Origin of the sequence: Knoellia remsis (genome assembly GCF_003002895.1) — a bacterium.
Taxonomy (GTDB): Bacteria; Actinomycetota; Actinomycetes; order Actinomycetales; family Dermatophilaceae; genus Knoellia; species Knoellia remsis.
The window spans coordinates 40,478-55,423 of the sequence record NZ_PVTI01000025.1 but is presented as its reverse complement, the minus strand read 5'-3'; the positions used below and the strand labels follow the sequence as shown (position 1 = coordinate 55,423).

The 14,946-nt window shown below is 71.8% G+C and carries 12 protein-coding genes and 1 riboswitch; of the genes, 7 read left to right on the top strand and 5 right to left on the bottom strand.

Going from position 1 to position 14,946, the window contains the following annotated elements:
* Positions 1–253: 253 nt before the first annotated feature.
* The 3 genes from BCF74_RS13835 to BCF74_RS13825 all read right to left on the bottom strand — a co-directional run bounded on the left by BCF74_RS13835 (position 254) and on the right by BCF74_RS13825 (position 5,530).
* On the bottom strand, positions 254–1,678 hold the full coding sequence (locus BCF74_RS13835) for an aminotransferase class V-fold PLP-dependent enzyme (protein ID WP_106298544.1): 1,425 nt from the start codon (positions 1,676–1,678) through the stop codon (positions 254–256).
* A 45-nt stretch (positions 1,679–1,723) separates the two neighbouring features.
* Positions 1,724–1,840: riboswitch (SAM riboswitch) on the bottom strand.
* Positions 1,841–2,010: 170 nt separating this feature from the next.
* Positions 2,011–4,911: a leucine--tRNA ligase gene (leuS, locus tag BCF74_RS13830; protein WP_106298543.1), complete on the bottom strand. Its 2,901-nt coding sequence runs from the start codon at positions 4,909–4,911 to the stop codon at positions 2,011–2,013.
* 34 nt (positions 4,912–4,945) lie between these two features.
* Complete coding sequence (locus tag BCF74_RS13825; protein ID WP_170070254.1) at positions 4,946–5,530, bottom strand: lysoplasmalogenase; 585 nt, start codon at positions 5,528–5,530, stop codon at positions 4,946–4,948.
* A gap of 117 nt (positions 5,531–5,647) precedes the next feature.
* On the opposite strand from BCF74_RS13825, the gene BCF74_RS13820 reads away from it, so the two are divergent.
* Both BCF74_RS13820 and BCF74_RS13815 read left to right on the top strand, forming a co-directional pair.
* The gene (locus BCF74_RS13820; protein ID WP_106298541.1) at positions 5,648–7,768 is read left to right on the top strand and encodes a heavy metal translocating P-type ATPase; all 2,121 of its coding nucleotides are present in this window, start codon (positions 5,648–5,650) and stop codon (positions 7,766–7,768) included.
* A gap of 90 nt (positions 7,769–7,858) precedes the next feature.
* The gene (locus tag BCF74_RS13815; protein WP_106298540.1) at positions 7,859–8,653 is read left to right on the top strand and encodes an arginase family protein; all 795 of its coding nucleotides are present in this window, start codon (positions 7,859–7,861) and stop codon (positions 8,651–8,653) included.
* Positions 8,654–8,772: 119 nt separating this feature from the next.
* On the opposite strand, the gene BCF74_RS13810 is transcribed toward BCF74_RS13815, so the two are convergent.
* The gene (locus tag BCF74_RS13810) at positions 8,773–9,567 is read right to left on the bottom strand and encodes a deoxyribonuclease IV (protein ID WP_106298539.1); all 795 of its coding nucleotides are present in this window, start codon (positions 9,565–9,567) and stop codon (positions 8,773–8,775) included.
* A gap of 21 nt (positions 9,568–9,588) precedes the next feature.
* On the bottom strand, positions 9,589–11,217 hold the full coding sequence (locus BCF74_RS13805) for a flavin-containing monooxygenase (protein WP_177426669.1): 1,629 nt from the start codon (positions 11,215–11,217) through the stop codon (positions 9,589–9,591).
* Between the two features lie 108 nt (positions 11,218–11,325).
* Between BCF74_RS13805 and BCF74_RS13800 the strand changes: the two genes are divergently transcribed.
* The 5 genes from BCF74_RS13800 to BCF74_RS13780 all read left to right on the top strand — a co-directional run bounded on the left by BCF74_RS13800 (position 11,326) and on the right by BCF74_RS13780 (position 14,886).
* Positions 11,326–12,477: a metallophosphoesterase gene (locus BCF74_RS13800; protein ID WP_106298538.1), complete on the top strand. Its 1,152-nt coding sequence runs from the start codon at positions 11,326–11,328 to the stop codon at positions 12,475–12,477.
* Between the two features lie 67 nt (positions 12,478–12,544).
* Complete coding sequence (locus BCF74_RS13795; protein ID WP_146132976.1) at positions 12,545–13,090, top strand: hypothetical protein; 546 nt, start codon at positions 12,545–12,547, stop codon at positions 13,088–13,090.
* A 26-nt stretch (positions 13,091–13,116) separates the two neighbouring features.
* The gene (locus BCF74_RS13790) at positions 13,117–13,740 is read left to right on the top strand and encodes a DNA-3-methyladenine glycosylase I (RefSeq protein ID WP_106298552.1); all 624 of its coding nucleotides are present in this window, start codon (positions 13,117–13,119) and stop codon (positions 13,738–13,740) included.
* Positions 13,741–13,855: 115 nt separating this feature from the next.
* Positions 13,856–14,506: an HNH endonuclease family protein gene (locus tag BCF74_RS13785; protein WP_106298536.1), complete on the top strand. Its 651-nt coding sequence runs from the start codon at positions 13,856–13,858 to the stop codon at positions 14,504–14,506.
* 11 nt (positions 14,507–14,517) lie between these two features.
* Complete coding sequence (locus tag BCF74_RS13780) at positions 14,518–14,886, top strand: hypothetical protein (RefSeq protein ID WP_106298535.1); 369 nt, start codon at positions 14,518–14,520, stop codon at positions 14,884–14,886.
* Positions 14,887–14,946: the final 60 nt, after the last annotated feature.

Sequence of the window (14,946 nt, the reverse complement as noted above, 5' to 3'; positions counted from 1 at the left end):
CACTCCTGACCATCATCTGGCACCTCCTGACCGACCCGACCCAGAGCTACACCGACCTCGGCGCCGACTACTACGACCGCCACATCGACACCACACGCCGCACCCAGCGACACGTCCGCGACCTCCAAGCCCTCGGCTACCGCGTCACCCTCGAACCCGTCGCCTGACCAAAACCCCACACACCACCGCGCCACCCGCAGCACTCACCCCTGCCCCCATCACCTTCATTTTCTGGATCAGTCGCAGGGAGGGGTCACCAGGGCAGGTCGGTGAGAGCTGGACGCTCGTCGGCGCGGGGCTGCCAGCCCCGACCGTCGACGTGGTCGAACTCGACGCCCGGGCCGTCGGCGGCGAGGCCGGCGACCGCGGCGAGCAGCCGCTCCACGTGCTCGTCGGTCGTCGCGAGCCCAGCGCTGACCCGCACCGCGGTCGTCACCTCGGCGTCCTCGTCGGAGAGCAGCGTGTCGACGAGGAGGTGGGCGCAGAACTTGCCGTCGCGCACGCCGATGCCGTGCTCGGCCGACAGGGCCGCGGAGACGAGCGAGGAGTCGAGGCCGTCGACGGTGAACGTCACGACCGGGGCGCGGTCGGAGTCGTCGCCGAAGATGCTGAACGTCTCGACTCCGGCGATCGCCCGCAGCCCCTCGACGAGGCGTGCGGTGAGCCGCTGCTCGTGCGCCTCGACCGCGCCACGGTGCTCGCGGATCGCTGCGCAGGCGGCGGCGAGGGCGACGGCGCCGAGGACGTTCGGGCTGCCGCCCTCGTGCCGCGCCGGACCGGTCTGCCAGGTCGTGGACAGCGGGGTCACCGCGGCTGTCGCGCCGCCACCGGCGAGGTACGGCGGGGCCGCGTCGAGCCAGTCCGCGCGCCCGACGAGCGCGCCCGCACCGTACGGCGCGTAGAGCTTGTGCCCGCTGAAGGCAACCCAGTCCACCCCGAGCGTCTCGAGGTCGACCCGGCGGTGGCCGACGAGCTGCGCGCCGTCGAGCGCGACCCGGGCACCGCGAGTGCGGGCGATGGCGGCGAGCCGCTCGACCGGCCAGTACTCACCGGTGACGTTCGAGGCGCCGGACAGGACGACGAGGACGTTCGACGAGGTGGCGCGGCGCAGCGCGTCGGTGAGGAGCGCCTCGGCGTCGCGGTCGGTCAGCGGGACCGGCAGGCGAGTCGTCCGGCGGGCTTCCCACGGGAGCAGCGTCGCGTGGTGCTCGGTCGCGAAGACGATGACCTGGGTGCGCCGGGGCAGCGCCCGGGCGAGCAGGTTGAAGGAGTCGGTCGTGTTGCGGGTGAAGATCACCTCGTCGCCCCCGCGGGCGCCGACGAAGCGAGCGACCTCCTCGCGCGCGGCCTCGTAGTAGTGGCTCGACACCTGGCTCGCCCAGCCCTGGCCGCGGTGGACGCTGGAGTACGTCTCGGTCGCCCTCTCGACGGCGGCGCGGACGCTGAGCAGTGCCGGGGTGGAGGCGCCGTGGTCGAAGTTCGCGTACTCGACGGTGCGGCCGTCGCACGTCGGGACGAGCGGGGCGGGGGTCACGGCCGGCAGGTCGAGCGGGCGCTCGGAGTGCGGCGAGGGCTGCGTTGTCGGCCGCGGCTGCGGGACGGAGCGGAGCCAGGGCTGACGACGCTGCGGCTGGGCCGTCGTGGTGCTCGGGCCGGTGAGGGTGGTGGCGATGGACATGTGACGGGTCCCCTTCGGGAGTCGTTGGACTCCCGACTGCTCGCGAGTCCGCGCTTGCCGACCACCGAGATGGTGAGTCGACCAGGTCGTCACCCGGAGCACCCCACCGCGGAGGAGGGTTGCCGGCCAGCGAGCCGGGGCTTGTCACTGGCACTCATGACCTACGTCCGTGACTGTATGCCGTCCCGCGCGGCGTCGTCAGACCGTGTCCACATCCCGAACCCCTCGCCGTCGTCTCCGTCACCGCCGCCCTTGCGCTGCGTTGCGTCTGCGTGGCTGGTCAGGTTCTCAACCATCCACGCAGACGCAAACGAGCCGGGCGGCAGAGGTGCTCAGGCGGGGACGACGTTGACGAGCTTGGGTGCGCGCACGATGACGGTGCGCACTCCCCCGGCCGTGGCCTCGACGACCTTCGGCAGTGCGAGGACCTGCTCGCGCAGGGCGTCCTCGCTGATATCGGACGGCACCTCGATGCGGTCACGGACCTTGCCCTTGATCTGGACGACGCAGGTCACGGTGTCCTCGACGAGGAGCGCCGGGTCCGCGACGGGGAACGGGACGTAGGTGATCGTCTCGTCGTGCCCGAGCCGGCGCCACAGCTCCTCGGCGATGTGCGGCGCGATCGGTGCCACCATCTGCACGATGGCCTCGGCCGCCTCGCGCGGCACCGCATCGAGCTTGGTGAGCGCGTTGTTGAGCTCGATGAGCCGGGCGATGGCCGTGTTGAAGCCCAGGGCGGCGTAGTCGCGGGTCACGGCGTCGATCGTCCGGTGCAGCACGTGCAGGGTGTCCTGGTCGAGCGGCGCGTCGACGACGCGCACCTCACCCGTCTCCTCGTCGATCACGTTGCGCCACAGGCGTTGCAGGAACCGCTGGGCGCCGACGACGGCCCGGGTCTCCCACGGCTTGGACTGCTCCAGTGGCCCCATCGACATCTCGTAGACGCGCAGCGTGTCCGCGCCGTACGCGTCATACATCTCGTCGGGGCTGACGACGTTCTTGAGCGACTTGCCGATCTTGCCGAACTCGCGGGTGACGGGCTGGCCGTTCCACGTGAATGCGACCTCGCCGTCGGGGCCGGACTCGCCCTCGACGACCTCGGCCGCCGGCACCGGCTGCCCGCGGTCGTCGCGGTAGGCGTACGCCTGGATGTAGCCCTGCGAGAAGTACTTGCGGAACGGCTCCTCGCTCGTGACGTGACCGAGGTCGAAGAGCACCTTGTGCCAGAACCGCGCGTAGAGCAGGTGCAGCACCGCGTGCTCGACGCCGCCGATGTAGAGGTCGACGCCGCCGGGGTCCGCGGCACCCGCCGGCGCGCCCTCGACCGGAGCGTCGTGCCGGCCCATCCAGTAGGCCTCGTTCTCCGGGTCGACGAACGCCTCGTCGTTGGCCGGGTCGAGGTAGCGCAGGTAGTACCAGCACGACCCGGCCCAGTTCGGCATGGTGTTCGTCTCGCGGGTGAACCGGCGCGGCCCACGCCCGTCGCCCAGGTCGAGCTCGACGTCGACCCACTCGGTTGCTCGCGACAGCGGCGCCTCGGGGCTGGAGCTGTCGTCGTCGGGGTCGAACGTCTTCGGCGAGTAGTCGGGGACGTCCGGCAGCTCGACCGGCAGCATCGACTCGGGCACCTTGTGCGCGACGCCGTCCTCGTCGAAGACGATGGGGAACGGCTCGCCCCAGTAGCGCTGGCGGCTGAACAGCCAGTCGCGCAGCTTGTAGTTGACGGTCTCCTCGCCGTAGCCCTTCGCGACGAGCCACTCGATGATGGCGGCCTTGGCGTCGGCGACCGCGAGCCCGTCGAGCGAGATCTCGTCGTTGGCCGAGTTGATCGCGGGGCCGTCACCGGTGAAAGCGGTGCTGTCGTCGTGACCCTCGCTCGGCTGCACGGTGCGCACGATGGGCAGTCCGAACTTCTCGGCGTACTCCCAGTCGCGTGCGTCCTGCGCCGGCACCGCCATGATCGCGCCGGTGCCGTAGCCCATGAGGACGTAGTCGGCGACGAAGACGGGGATCTGCTCGCCGTTCACGGGGTTGGTCGCGTAGGCGCCCGTGAAGACGCCGGTCTTGTCCTTGCCCTCGGTCTGCCGCTCGACGTCGCTCTTGCGCGAGGCGGCGAGCCGGTATGCCGCGACCGCGTCGCGCGGGGTCGCTGCGCCTCCCGTCCACACCGGGTTGACGTCAGGGTCCCAGTCGCCCTGCGAGACGAGCGATTCCAGCAGCGGGTGCTCCGGTGCCACGACCATGAAGGTCGCACCGAAGAGGGTGTCGGGCCGCGTCGTGAAGACCTCGAGCGTCGCGTCCTGCCCGACGACGGGGAAGCGCACGAGCGCACCCTGGCTGCGCCCGATCCAGTTGCGCTGCATGAGCTTGACCTTCTCGGGCCAGTCCACACGGTCGAGGTCGTCGGCGAGCCGGTCGGCATACGCGGTGATCCGCATCATCCACTGGCGCAGGTTCGTCTTGAAGACGGGGAAGTTCCCGCGCTCGGACCGGCCGTCGCTCGTGACCTCCTCGTTGGAGAGCACGGTGCCGAGGCCGGGTGCCCAGTTGACCGGCGCCTGCGAGGTGTAGGCGAGCCGGAACCCGTCCAGGACCTCGGCCTGCTCGCGCTCCGACAGGCCAGCCCAGTCCCGACCGTCCGGTGTCGCCCGCTCCCCCGACGCGAACTGCTCGACGAGCTCGCTGATCGGCCGAGCGCGCCCCGTGCCGCCGTCCTCACGGACCGCGTCGACGTCGTACCACGCGTCCCAGATCTGCTCGAAGATCCACTGGGTCCACTTGTAGTACTTCGGGTCGATCGTCTCGATGGCGCGCCGGTCGTCGTGCGCCAGCCCCAGCCGCCGCAGCTGGCGCTTCATGACGACGATGTTCTCCTCGGTCGTCTTGCGCGGGTGCTGCCCGGTCTGCACGGCGTACTGCTCGGCCGGCAGCCCGAAGGCGTCGTAGCCCAGGCAGTGCAGGACGTTCTTGCCCGTCATCCGCTGGTAGCGCGCGAAGACGTCGGTCGCGATGTAGCCGAGCGGGTGGCCGATGTGCAGCCCGGCGCCCGACGGGTACGGGAACATGTCGAGCACGAGGAGCTTCTCGCGGTCGTCCACCTTGTCGGGCTCGGCCCAGGGCCCGGCCGGGTTGGGCGCGTGGAACGTGCCCTGCTCCTCCCAGCGGTCCTGCCAGGCGGTCTCGATCGTGTCGGCCAGCTCGGCGGTGTACCGATACGGCGTCGTGTCGCTCATCTCGTCCTTTGAATCCGTCGCGTTTGGACGGAGGTTAGCGCAGCAGGCCGATCACGATGAGGGCCTGTCCGACGTGGTAGGTCACCATGACGGCGACGTGACCGTGCCGCAGCGGCGCGACGAACCGGTTCCACGCGAGGATCGCGTCGCTGGTCATGAAGACGGTCGCGCCGAGCGCCACGAGCGGCCGCCCCGTCGCCCAGGCCGTCACGACCATCGTGCCGATGACGAGCAGGTATGCCGCACAGGCGCCTCCCAGCGCGGCCCCGCCTTCGCGGGCCGCCGCCGGGATGACGCGCCGGCCCACGGTGACCCCGGCGAGGACGACGAGAGCGGCACCGACGAGGGCGAGGCGCGCGGCCGGCATACCGGTGAGGGCGAAGGCGACGACGTAGGCGACGTGGGCGAGGAGGAACGCGGACAGCCCGGCGACGAACCTCGGCTCGCTCTCGGAGAGCAGGGCGATGTCGCCGAGCAGGCTGAGGACCAGTGCGGCGAGCACCCAGCGCCCTGCCGCGGTGTCGCCCGCCCCCATCCCCCACGCGGCGGCGATGAGCGCGACGAGGACGAGCGGCTTGAGGAGCCACTCACCCCTCCTGCCCGGGCGGCGACGCTCCACCAGTTCAAGGCGGCGGCGACGGTGGCGATGGCCCAGGCGGCTTCAGGCATGGGCGACAGCGTGCCACGACCGGCGCCAGGCCTTGCGCCAGATACCCCTAGGGGGTATACTGAAGGCATGAGCACACATCAGGGGCACGAGGGCCACGACATGGCGACGATGACCGAGGACCACGCCGGCCATGGCGGGGACACGAGTCGTGAGGGTCACGCGATGGCTGACGGCGGCCATGGGGGCCACGGCAGCCACGGTGGGCACGGCGACCATGTCGGGCAGTTCCGGCGGCTGTTCTGGGTCATGCTCGTCCTCGCCGTCCCGGTCGTGGCGTTCAGCCCGATGTTCGCCGACCTCGTCGGCTACGACCTCCCGCACGGTGGCTGGGTGCGGTGGGTCTCCCCCGTCCTCGGCACGGTGATCTACCTCTGGGGCGGGCGGCCGTTCCTCACCGGCGCCGTCTCGGAGATCCGCGCACGCAAGCCCGGGATGATGCTCCTCATCGGGCTCGCGATCACCGTCGCGTTCGTGTCGTCGTGGGGCGCGACGCTCGGCATCCTCGACATGGAGCTCGACTTCTGGTGGGAGCTCGCGCTCCTCGTCGTCATCATGCTGCTCGGCCACTGGATCGAGATGCGCTCGCTCGCGCAGACGACGTCGGCCCTGGACTCGCTCGCGGCGCTGCTGCCGGACGAGGCCGAGAAGGTCGTGGGCGACGATGTCGTCACCGTCTCCCCCGCCGACCTGGCCGTCGGCGACGTCGTCGTGGTGCGGCCCGGCGCGTCCGTGCCCGCGGACGGCCGCATCGTCGACGGGTCGGCGAGCATGGATGAGTCGATGATCACCGGCGAGTCGCGCACGGTCCGTCGTGAGGTCGGCGAGGACGTCGTCGCTGGCACCGTCGCCACCGACTCCGGCCTGCGGGTCGAGGTCACCGCGACCGGGGACCAGACGGCCCTGGCCGGCATCCAGAAGCTCGTCAGCGAGGCGCAGGCCTCGTCGTCGCGGGCGCAGCGCCTCGCGGACAGGGCTGCCGCGCTGCTCTTCTGGTTCGCCCTGGGTGCCGCCGTCATCACCGCGGTCGTGTGGACGGCGCTGGGTATGCCGGACAGCGCGGTCGTGCGCGCCATCACCGTCCTCGTCATCGCCTGCCCCCACGCCCTCGGGCTCGCCATCCCCCTCGTCGTCTCGATCGCGACCGAGCGCGCCGCCAAGGGCGGCGTCCTCGTCAAGGACCGGCTGGCCCTGGAGTCGATGCGCACCGTCGACACCGTCCTCTTCGACAAGACCGGCACGCTGACCAAGGGCGAGCCGACCGTCACCGCCGTGGAGCCGAGCGGTGGCCACACCGAGGACGACGTGCTGTCCCTCGCGGCCGCCGCGGAGTCCGACAGCGAGCACCCGCTGGCCCGGGCCATCGTCGGCTCGGCCCGCGAGCGTGGACTCTCGGTGCCGGCGTCCCGCGACTTCGCGAGCTCGCCGGCGGTGGGCGTGCGCGCGACCGTGGACGGCGCGACCGTCGAGGTCGGCGGGCCGCACCTGCTCGACGAGCGCGGTGTCAGCGAGCTGCCGGTCGCACAGTCGTGGCGGGAGGAGGGGGCGATCATCCTGCACGTCCTGCGCGACGGCGAGGTCATCGGTGCGCTGCGGCTCGCCGACGAGGTCCGCCCGGAGTCCCAGCAGGCGGTCGACGCACTCCACGCCGCCGGCGTCGAGGTCGTCATGATCACCGGCGACGCCGAAGCCGTGGCCCGCACCGTCGGCGACGAGCTCGGCATCGACCGCGTCTACGCCGGGGTGCGTCCCGAGGACAAGTCGGCCAAGGTCGCCGAGCTCCAGGGCGAGGGCCGCAAGGTCGCCATGGTCGGGGACGGCGTCAACGACGCACCCGCTCTGGCGCAGGCCGATGTCGGCATCGCCATCGGCGCCGGCACGGACGTCGCCATCGGCTCGGCGGGGGTCATCCTCGCTTCGTCCGACCCGCGCTCGGTGCTGTCGGTGATCCAGTTGTCGCGGGCGGCATACCGCAAGATGAAGCAGAACCTCTGGTGGGCCGCCGGCTACAACCTCGCCGCCGTGCCACTTGCGGCCGGGGTGCTCGCGCCCGTCGGGTTCGTCATGCCGATGAGCGTCGGCGCGATCCTCATGTCGGCCTCGACCGTCGTCGTCGCGCTCAACGCCCAGCTGCTGCGACGCCTCGACCTCACCCCCGAGGCCAGCGCCAGAGCCTTCCTCACTGCCTGACCCGGCCCGGCCCTGCCTCGCCCCGGTCCTCACAAGGGCGGCGCATCTCACGCCCTTGTGAGGACCGGGGATGTCTGTTTGTGTCGAACCATGAGCGCGAGCGACATCCTCTGCTACGTCGGCCCGGCCGGCGACCACAACGACCGGGCGATGGCGGCGTCACCGGAGCTGGCTCGCGCCTTCGCCGAGGCGACCGGTCGCGGGGTGAGGACGGTCGGCACGCCGGTCCCCGCCGAGCCGACGGCCTGGGACGTCGAGCTCGACCGAGCCCGGGCCGACCTGACCACGATGGCCCGCGCCGCCCACGAGGTCCTGGCCACAGGTCAGCAGCTCGTGGCAGCGAACACCCGCTGCGTCGTCGCGCTCGCCACGATTCCCGCGGTGCTGCGGCACCGGCCCGAGACCGTCGTCGTCTGGTTCGACGCGCACGCCGACATCCATGTCCCCGACAGCACGCCGACCGGCTTCCTCGGCGGCATGGCCTACTCCGGTCCCCTGGGCTGGTGGGACAGCGGGCTCGGCGCAGGCCTGCCCGACTCACAGGCCGTCCTCGTCGGCGCTCGCGACGTCGACCCGGCTGAGGTGACCCGCCTCGAGCAGGGCAGCCCGGCATGGGTGGCGAGCGGCCCGGGTCTCGCGCAGCGGCTCGCCGAGACGGTCGGGGACCGACCCGTCTTCGTGCACATCGACTGCGACGTCCTCGAACCGGGCATCGTCGCCACCGACTACCGCGTCGCCGACGGACTCACCCTCGACGACGTGGCTGCCTGCGCATCGGCCCTGTCGGGGCTCGACGTCGTCGGACTCGAGATCGGCGAGTTCGAGGGGCCTGCAGCCCACACCGCCGACGACCTCATTCGCGCCGTGTCACCCCTGCTGCGCTGAGTCGAGCGCTGGCCCCGCGACGAGCGAGTCACCGATGGCCGAGGCGAGCACCGAGGGGTGGTCGGCTGACCAATCGGTGACTCGCTCGAGCCCGCGCGCCGTGGGCCTCGAGGCCGACGTCAGAGGCGGTCGCGCAGCCAGGCGAAGTCGGCCCTGTGCTCCTCCGCGCCGCCCGGCGTCTCGCACACCACCGGCGCCCCCGCGTCGCGCACCACCGACGCGAGCAGGTCGGCGTCGATCTGCCCGGCGCCGAAGTTGGCGTGCCGGTCCGCGCCCGAGTCGAAGGCGTCGCGACTGTCGTTGCAGTGGACGAGGTCGATCCGTCCAGTGATGGCGCGCACATCCTCGACGACCGTCTCGAGGGCGTTGCCGCCCGCGTGGGCGTGGCAGGTGTCGAGACAGAACCCGACCATCTCGGCCTGGGATGCCGAGCCGATCGCGTCCCACACGCGCGCGATGCGGTCGAGGTAGCGCGCCATGGCGTTGTCGCCGCCGGCGGTGTTCTCGAGCAGGAGCGGCACTGTGAGGTCGGTGGCCTCGATGGCCTTGCGCCAGTTGTCGAAGCCGACCTCCGGGTCGTCCCCCTTGTTCACGTGGCCGCCGTGGACGATGAGGCCGCGAGCGCCGATCGAGGCGGCGGCGTCGACGTGCTGCTGGAGCAGCTTGCGCGACGGGATCCGGATCCGGTTGTTCGTCGTCGCGACGTTGATGACGTACGGCGCGTGGACATAGAGCGCGACTCCCGCGGCCTCGGCGTCCGCGCGCAGACCGTCGGCCCCACCGGCATACCGGATCTCCGGGCCCTTGTAGCCCTGCGGGTCACCGAGGAAGAACTGGACGAGGTCAGTGCCGCGCGCGGCAGCCTCGGCGAGCGGGTCGGTCTGGTCGACGTGGGCACCGATGGAGAGGGGCATGACCTCGAGTCTAGGAAGCCCCTACGACGGCGCGGTCTCGGCGTCGGGCCCGTCGGCAAGCTCCGCGCCCGCGACGACGGCCGCCGACGCCGCGACCGCGGCCGACAGTGCGGCCGCCGCCTCGATCACGCCGGGGTCCTGCGCCTGCTCCTCCCCGGGCGCATCCGACGTCGACACGACCTCGTCGCCGCCGCGCCGCACGACCGAGTACTCGAGCCCGGGGTCACCCAGACGACGCACCGACATGAGCCGGCGGTCGACGAGGTAGTTGTGCCGGGCTTGCCACGGAGCGCGCAGCCCCTGCTTCGGCAGGAGGTCCTTGGCCCGTTGCACGTAGCCCGAGGTGAGCGAGAACGGCATCTCGCCCTCCTCCATGCCAGGGTCGGCACGCGGGGTCACGGCATCGGCGCCGCGCCGGCGCAGCTCACCGAGCAACGCACAGACGAACCGGGACGTGAGGTCGGCGCGCAGCGTCCACGAGTTGTTCGTGTAGCCGATGCACAGCGCGAGGTTCGGGACTCCGTCGAGCATGGCCCCCTTGTAGAGGAACCGCTCACCCGGCACGACGGGCTCGCCGTCGACGAGGAACGTGATGCCACCGGCGAGCTCGATGCGCAGCCCGGTCGCGGTGACGATGGCGTCCGCCTCGAGCTCGCGCCCGCTCGAGGTCCGGATCCCCCGCGGCGTGAACGTCTCGATGGTGTCGGTGACGACCGACGCCCGGTCCCCACGCCGCAGCGTCCGGAACAGGTCCCCGTCGGGCACGACGCACAGCCGCTGGTCCCAGGGGTCGTAGCGCGGGGTGAAGTGCTCCCGCACCATCGCCCGCCCGACGCCGCGCGCATTGAGCGCCGCGATCCCCTTGCGCACTGCTCCGGGGAACCGCCGGCTGCCTTCGTACAGCGCAACGTTGCGCACGACGTTCCACGCGCGCACGGTGCGGTATGCCGCCCGCTCCGGCAGCACGCGCCGCACCGCCCGTCCGATGTCGTCACGCCCCGGCACGGGCAGCACGTAGGTCGGGCTGCGCTGCAGCATCGTCACGTGCTCCGCCCCCTGCTCGGCGAGCGCGGGGATGAGCGTGATCGCCGTGGCGCCCGACCCGATGACGACGATGCGCTTGCCCGTCGGGTCGAAGTCCTGCGGCCAGAACTGCGGGTGGATCACGGTCCCGCCGAAGGTCTCCTGCCCGGGGAAGTCGACGACGTGACCGCTCTCGTAGGAGTAGTAGCCGGTGCAGACGTAGAGGAAGCGGGCGGTGTGCTCGAGCAGTCCCTCGTCGGTCTCGGCGCGCACCGACCACCGCGCCGTCGCCGACGACCACGACGCCGAGATGACGCGCTGGCCGTAGCGGATGCGGTCCTCGATCCCCTGCTCGCGGGCCGTGTCGGCGATGTACTCGCGGATCGTCGCGCCGTCGGTGAGGGTCTCGTCGCGCGTCCACGGTCGGAACGGGTAGCTGAACGTCACCATGTCCGAGTCGGACCGGATGCCCGGGTAGCGGAAGAGGTCCCACGTGCCGCCCATGGCCTCGCGCGACTCGAGGACGGCGAACGTCGCGTCGGGGCGTTCCTGGACGAGCCGTGAGGCCGCGCCCACCCCGGACAGCCCGGCTCCGACGATGAGGACGTCGACGTGGAGGCTCTTCATTGAACCTACTTCAGGTAGTGATGACGGACCCCACCATGAGACCACGGATCACCGCGGAATGCACGAGTGCGACGATGAGGTCCCCATCACGACGACCCTGGACCAGGTGTGCTGCCCGTTGCCCTGATCGCGCTGACTCTCGTCGGCCTGCTCACCTTCTGGCTCCATCGGCGCCTTGTCGTGGCGCCGCGGTGGTCGACGCGGTGGCGGTATGCCGTGAGCGCGCTGCTCGTGGTCCTCACCGGGCTCGCGGTGCTCGCCCAGGCCGGGGGCCTGCGGTGGGGCAGCGCCGATGACACCCGGCCCGTGGCCTTCGTCGCGCTCTCCTGGCTCGTCGTCGCGCTCTACCTCGTCCTCGGGCTCGCCATCGCCCAGCTCGTCGCGCTCAGCCTCTGGGCCGTCCTGCGGGGTGAGCACCGCCGCGAGCGCCGCACCGTCGTGCTGCGCCGCGTCAACCGCGCCGCAGCGGTCGGCGTGACGACAGCGGCACTCGGCGCGACGGCATACGGCATCGCTCAGGCGCGCGACCCGCAGGTCACCGCGATGACCCACGACTCCCCCGGCCTGCCAGCAGCCTTCGACGGCATGCGCATCGCGCTCGTGACCGACCTGCACGCCGGCGTCGTCCACGGCAAGGACTTCACCCAGCAGGTCGTCGACCGGGTCAACGCCGCCCGACCCGACCTCGTCGTCCTCTCCGGTGACGTCGTCGACGCGCCGTTCCAGCGGCACCGCACCGAGGTGGCCCCGCTCGCAGAGCTCGACGCGCCGCTGGGTGTCTTCGCCGTCATCGGCAACCACGAGCTCTACACCGGCACGACCCGCGAGTGGCTCGCCGAGTGGGAGCGCCTCGGGGTGACAGTGCTCGAGAACGAGTCGACGACCCTGGCCCGCGACGGCGCCACCATCCGGCTCGCCGGCGTGCACGACCACGATGGCACCGGTCAGTGGGCGCCCGACCCGGACCGGGCACTCGCGGGCACCACTGACGCGTTCACCCTGTATGCCGCGCACCAGCCCCGCATGGCCCTGGACTCGAGCGGCCGAGGCGTCGACCTCCAGCTCTCCGGGCACACCCATGGTGGTCAGGTCTGGCCGTTCGACCTGCTCGTTCCGCTCCAGCAGCCCATGCTGGAGGGGCAGGCCGCCATCGACGGAGTCCCCGTGATCACCAGCCGCGGCGCCGGCACGTGGGGCCCGCCGGTGCGGGTCGGCGCCGACCCGCAGATCCCCGTCATCACCCTGCGAGCCGCGCCATGACGTCCAGCCGTGAAAAACTCACCCAATTGAACGCCCGGGAACTGAACGCCCGGGGACGAGTCACCGCATGACTCAGAGCCCGGTCGACAGCACCACGAGGAAGTCCCCTGCCATGTCCGACGCGACCCCGGCCGATGCCACGGCCCTCGGCGCACCGCGCTACCGCTCCGTCGTGCGGCCGATGAAGCCGCTCGTTGTCGTGGGCGCCCTCATCGCGACCGTCGGCGTCGTCTGCGCCCTGAGCATCGCCTCCCTCGGCGGCTGGTCGGTGCTTGTCGGCCTGCTCACCCTGCTCGTCCTCGGCGGGCTCGGCTGGCTCGTCGCGCGCGGCCCAGTCATCGTGACCGTCACCGACGCCGCCGTCCGGGTCACCTACCCTCTCGCCGCGAAGACGGTGCCCATGTCGGACGTCACCGACGTCGGGGTCGGCGACCACGTCGACGGTGTCGGCTACGGCTGGGGGGTGCGCTGGGAGGGCCGCGGCAAGTGGGCCTACCGGGTCGGTGGGCCGATGGCGACGCTCGTGCACCGCGGTGGCCGGCTCGGGGTGTCGGTCGCGGACCCGCACGAGTTCGTCGAGGCCGTGGTCGAGGCCCGCGGGAAGCTCGCGTGAGCGACGTGGCTGCCGGCGACGGCCGTATGCCGTCCGCGGCCGGTGGCGGTGCGCCCGGTGTCGTCGTGGGCGAGGACGGTCTGGCCCGGCCGGTGTGGGCCTCGGTCGACCCGATGCTGCGCGAGTACTACGACACCGAGTGGGGCATGCCGGTGCGCGACGAGCGCGGCGTCTTCGAGCGGCTCTCACTCGAGGCGTTCCAGTCCGGGCTGTCGTGGGCGACGATCCTGCGCAAGCGTCCGGCGTTCCGCGAGGCGTTCGCCGGGTTCGACCCAGAGGTCGTCGCCGACTTCGGTGACGACGACGTCGCCCGCCTCATGGCCGACGCCGGCATCGTGCGCAACCGCGCCAAGGTCCTCGCGACGATCCGGAACGCCCGCGCCACGCTGGCGCTGCGCGACGACCCCGAAGGCGACCTCGCGGCATACGTGTGGTCGTTCGCACCGGGCGACACGCCGCGGCCGCGCACGGTCGCTGAGGTGCCCACGACCTCACCGGAGTCCGTGGCGCTGTCGAAGGCGTTGAAACGCAAGGGGTTCACCTTCGTCGGACCGACGACGATGTTCGCGCTCATGGAGGCCATCGGCATCGTCGACACCCACCTGCTCGACTCGCACCGACGCGGCTCCTCCGGCGTCTGGACGGCCTGAGCCCGGTGTGGCAGCACGGGCGCCGCTGGTCTTGACCAAGCCTTGACGAAGGCTTTGCCGGACACTCACGTGCGAGCCACCGGCAGGTCGCGGTGCGCGTCCTAGCGTCGCAACCATGCACCTGCCACGTCACCTGTCCCGCACCACCCTCGTCACCGTCACCGTTGCCTCGTTCTGGGCGCTCACGCCGTCCAGCGCCTCGGCCACCGCCGCCCCGCCCGGCATCCCGTCCACGACGACCGCGAAGTCCCAGCTCGCCGCCCTGCCGGTCGAGGCCGAGGGCACGATGACCGGCTACAGCCGCGACCTGTTCCCCACGTGGACCACACCCTCGGGCTCGACGTGCAACACCCGCGAGACGGTCCTCAAGCGCGACGGCGACAACGTCGCGGTCGACTCGTCGTGCTACCCGACGCGCGGGACGTGGTTCAGCGAGTACGACGGCGTCACGATCTCGACGGCCTCCGGTGTCGACATCGACCACGTCGTGCCTCTCGCCGAGGCATGGCGTTCCGGCGCGAAGTCGTGGACGACGAGCCAGCGCCAGTCGTTCGCGAACGACCTCAACGGGCCGCAGCTCATCGCCGTCTCGGCATCCTCGAACCGCAGCAAGGGCGACCAGGACCCGTCGACGTGGTGGCCGACCCGAACGAGCTACCGCTGCACCTACGCGAAGATGTGGGTCGCGACGAAGTACCGCTGGGGCCTCTCGCTGCAGTCGAGCGAGAAGACCGCCCTGACCAACCAGCTCAACTCCTGCGCCTGAGAGGACCGACGATGACCGACACCGAGGCCGCACCCCGCAGCACGACCATCGACGCCCGTGAGGGCGGAATCATGACGACCGAGGTCGGCACGATCACCGGCCGCGTCGAGGTCGAGACCGCGCTCGACGGCGAGACCCCCATGACGCGGGTGCGCTACGAGGGCGCGGACGAGTGGTACACCCCCGAGGGGCTCACCCCGCCGACCGCGCCCGACGCCGACCTCGCGACCGTCCACGACGCTGCCGTGGCCGAGTTGAGCACCCCCGCCCCGAGTGCCGCGCGGGCCGAGGAGGACGCGGCTGACCCGGCACCCGGCACCGCGCCCCGCCAGGACGCGACCGACCCCGCCGCCGGCGGCTTCGGCTCGGCCCTGAACTGATCGGCGAGCCACGCGGGCGTGGCCGCAGATTGCGCGTGGTGACGCGGATATCTCTGCGTC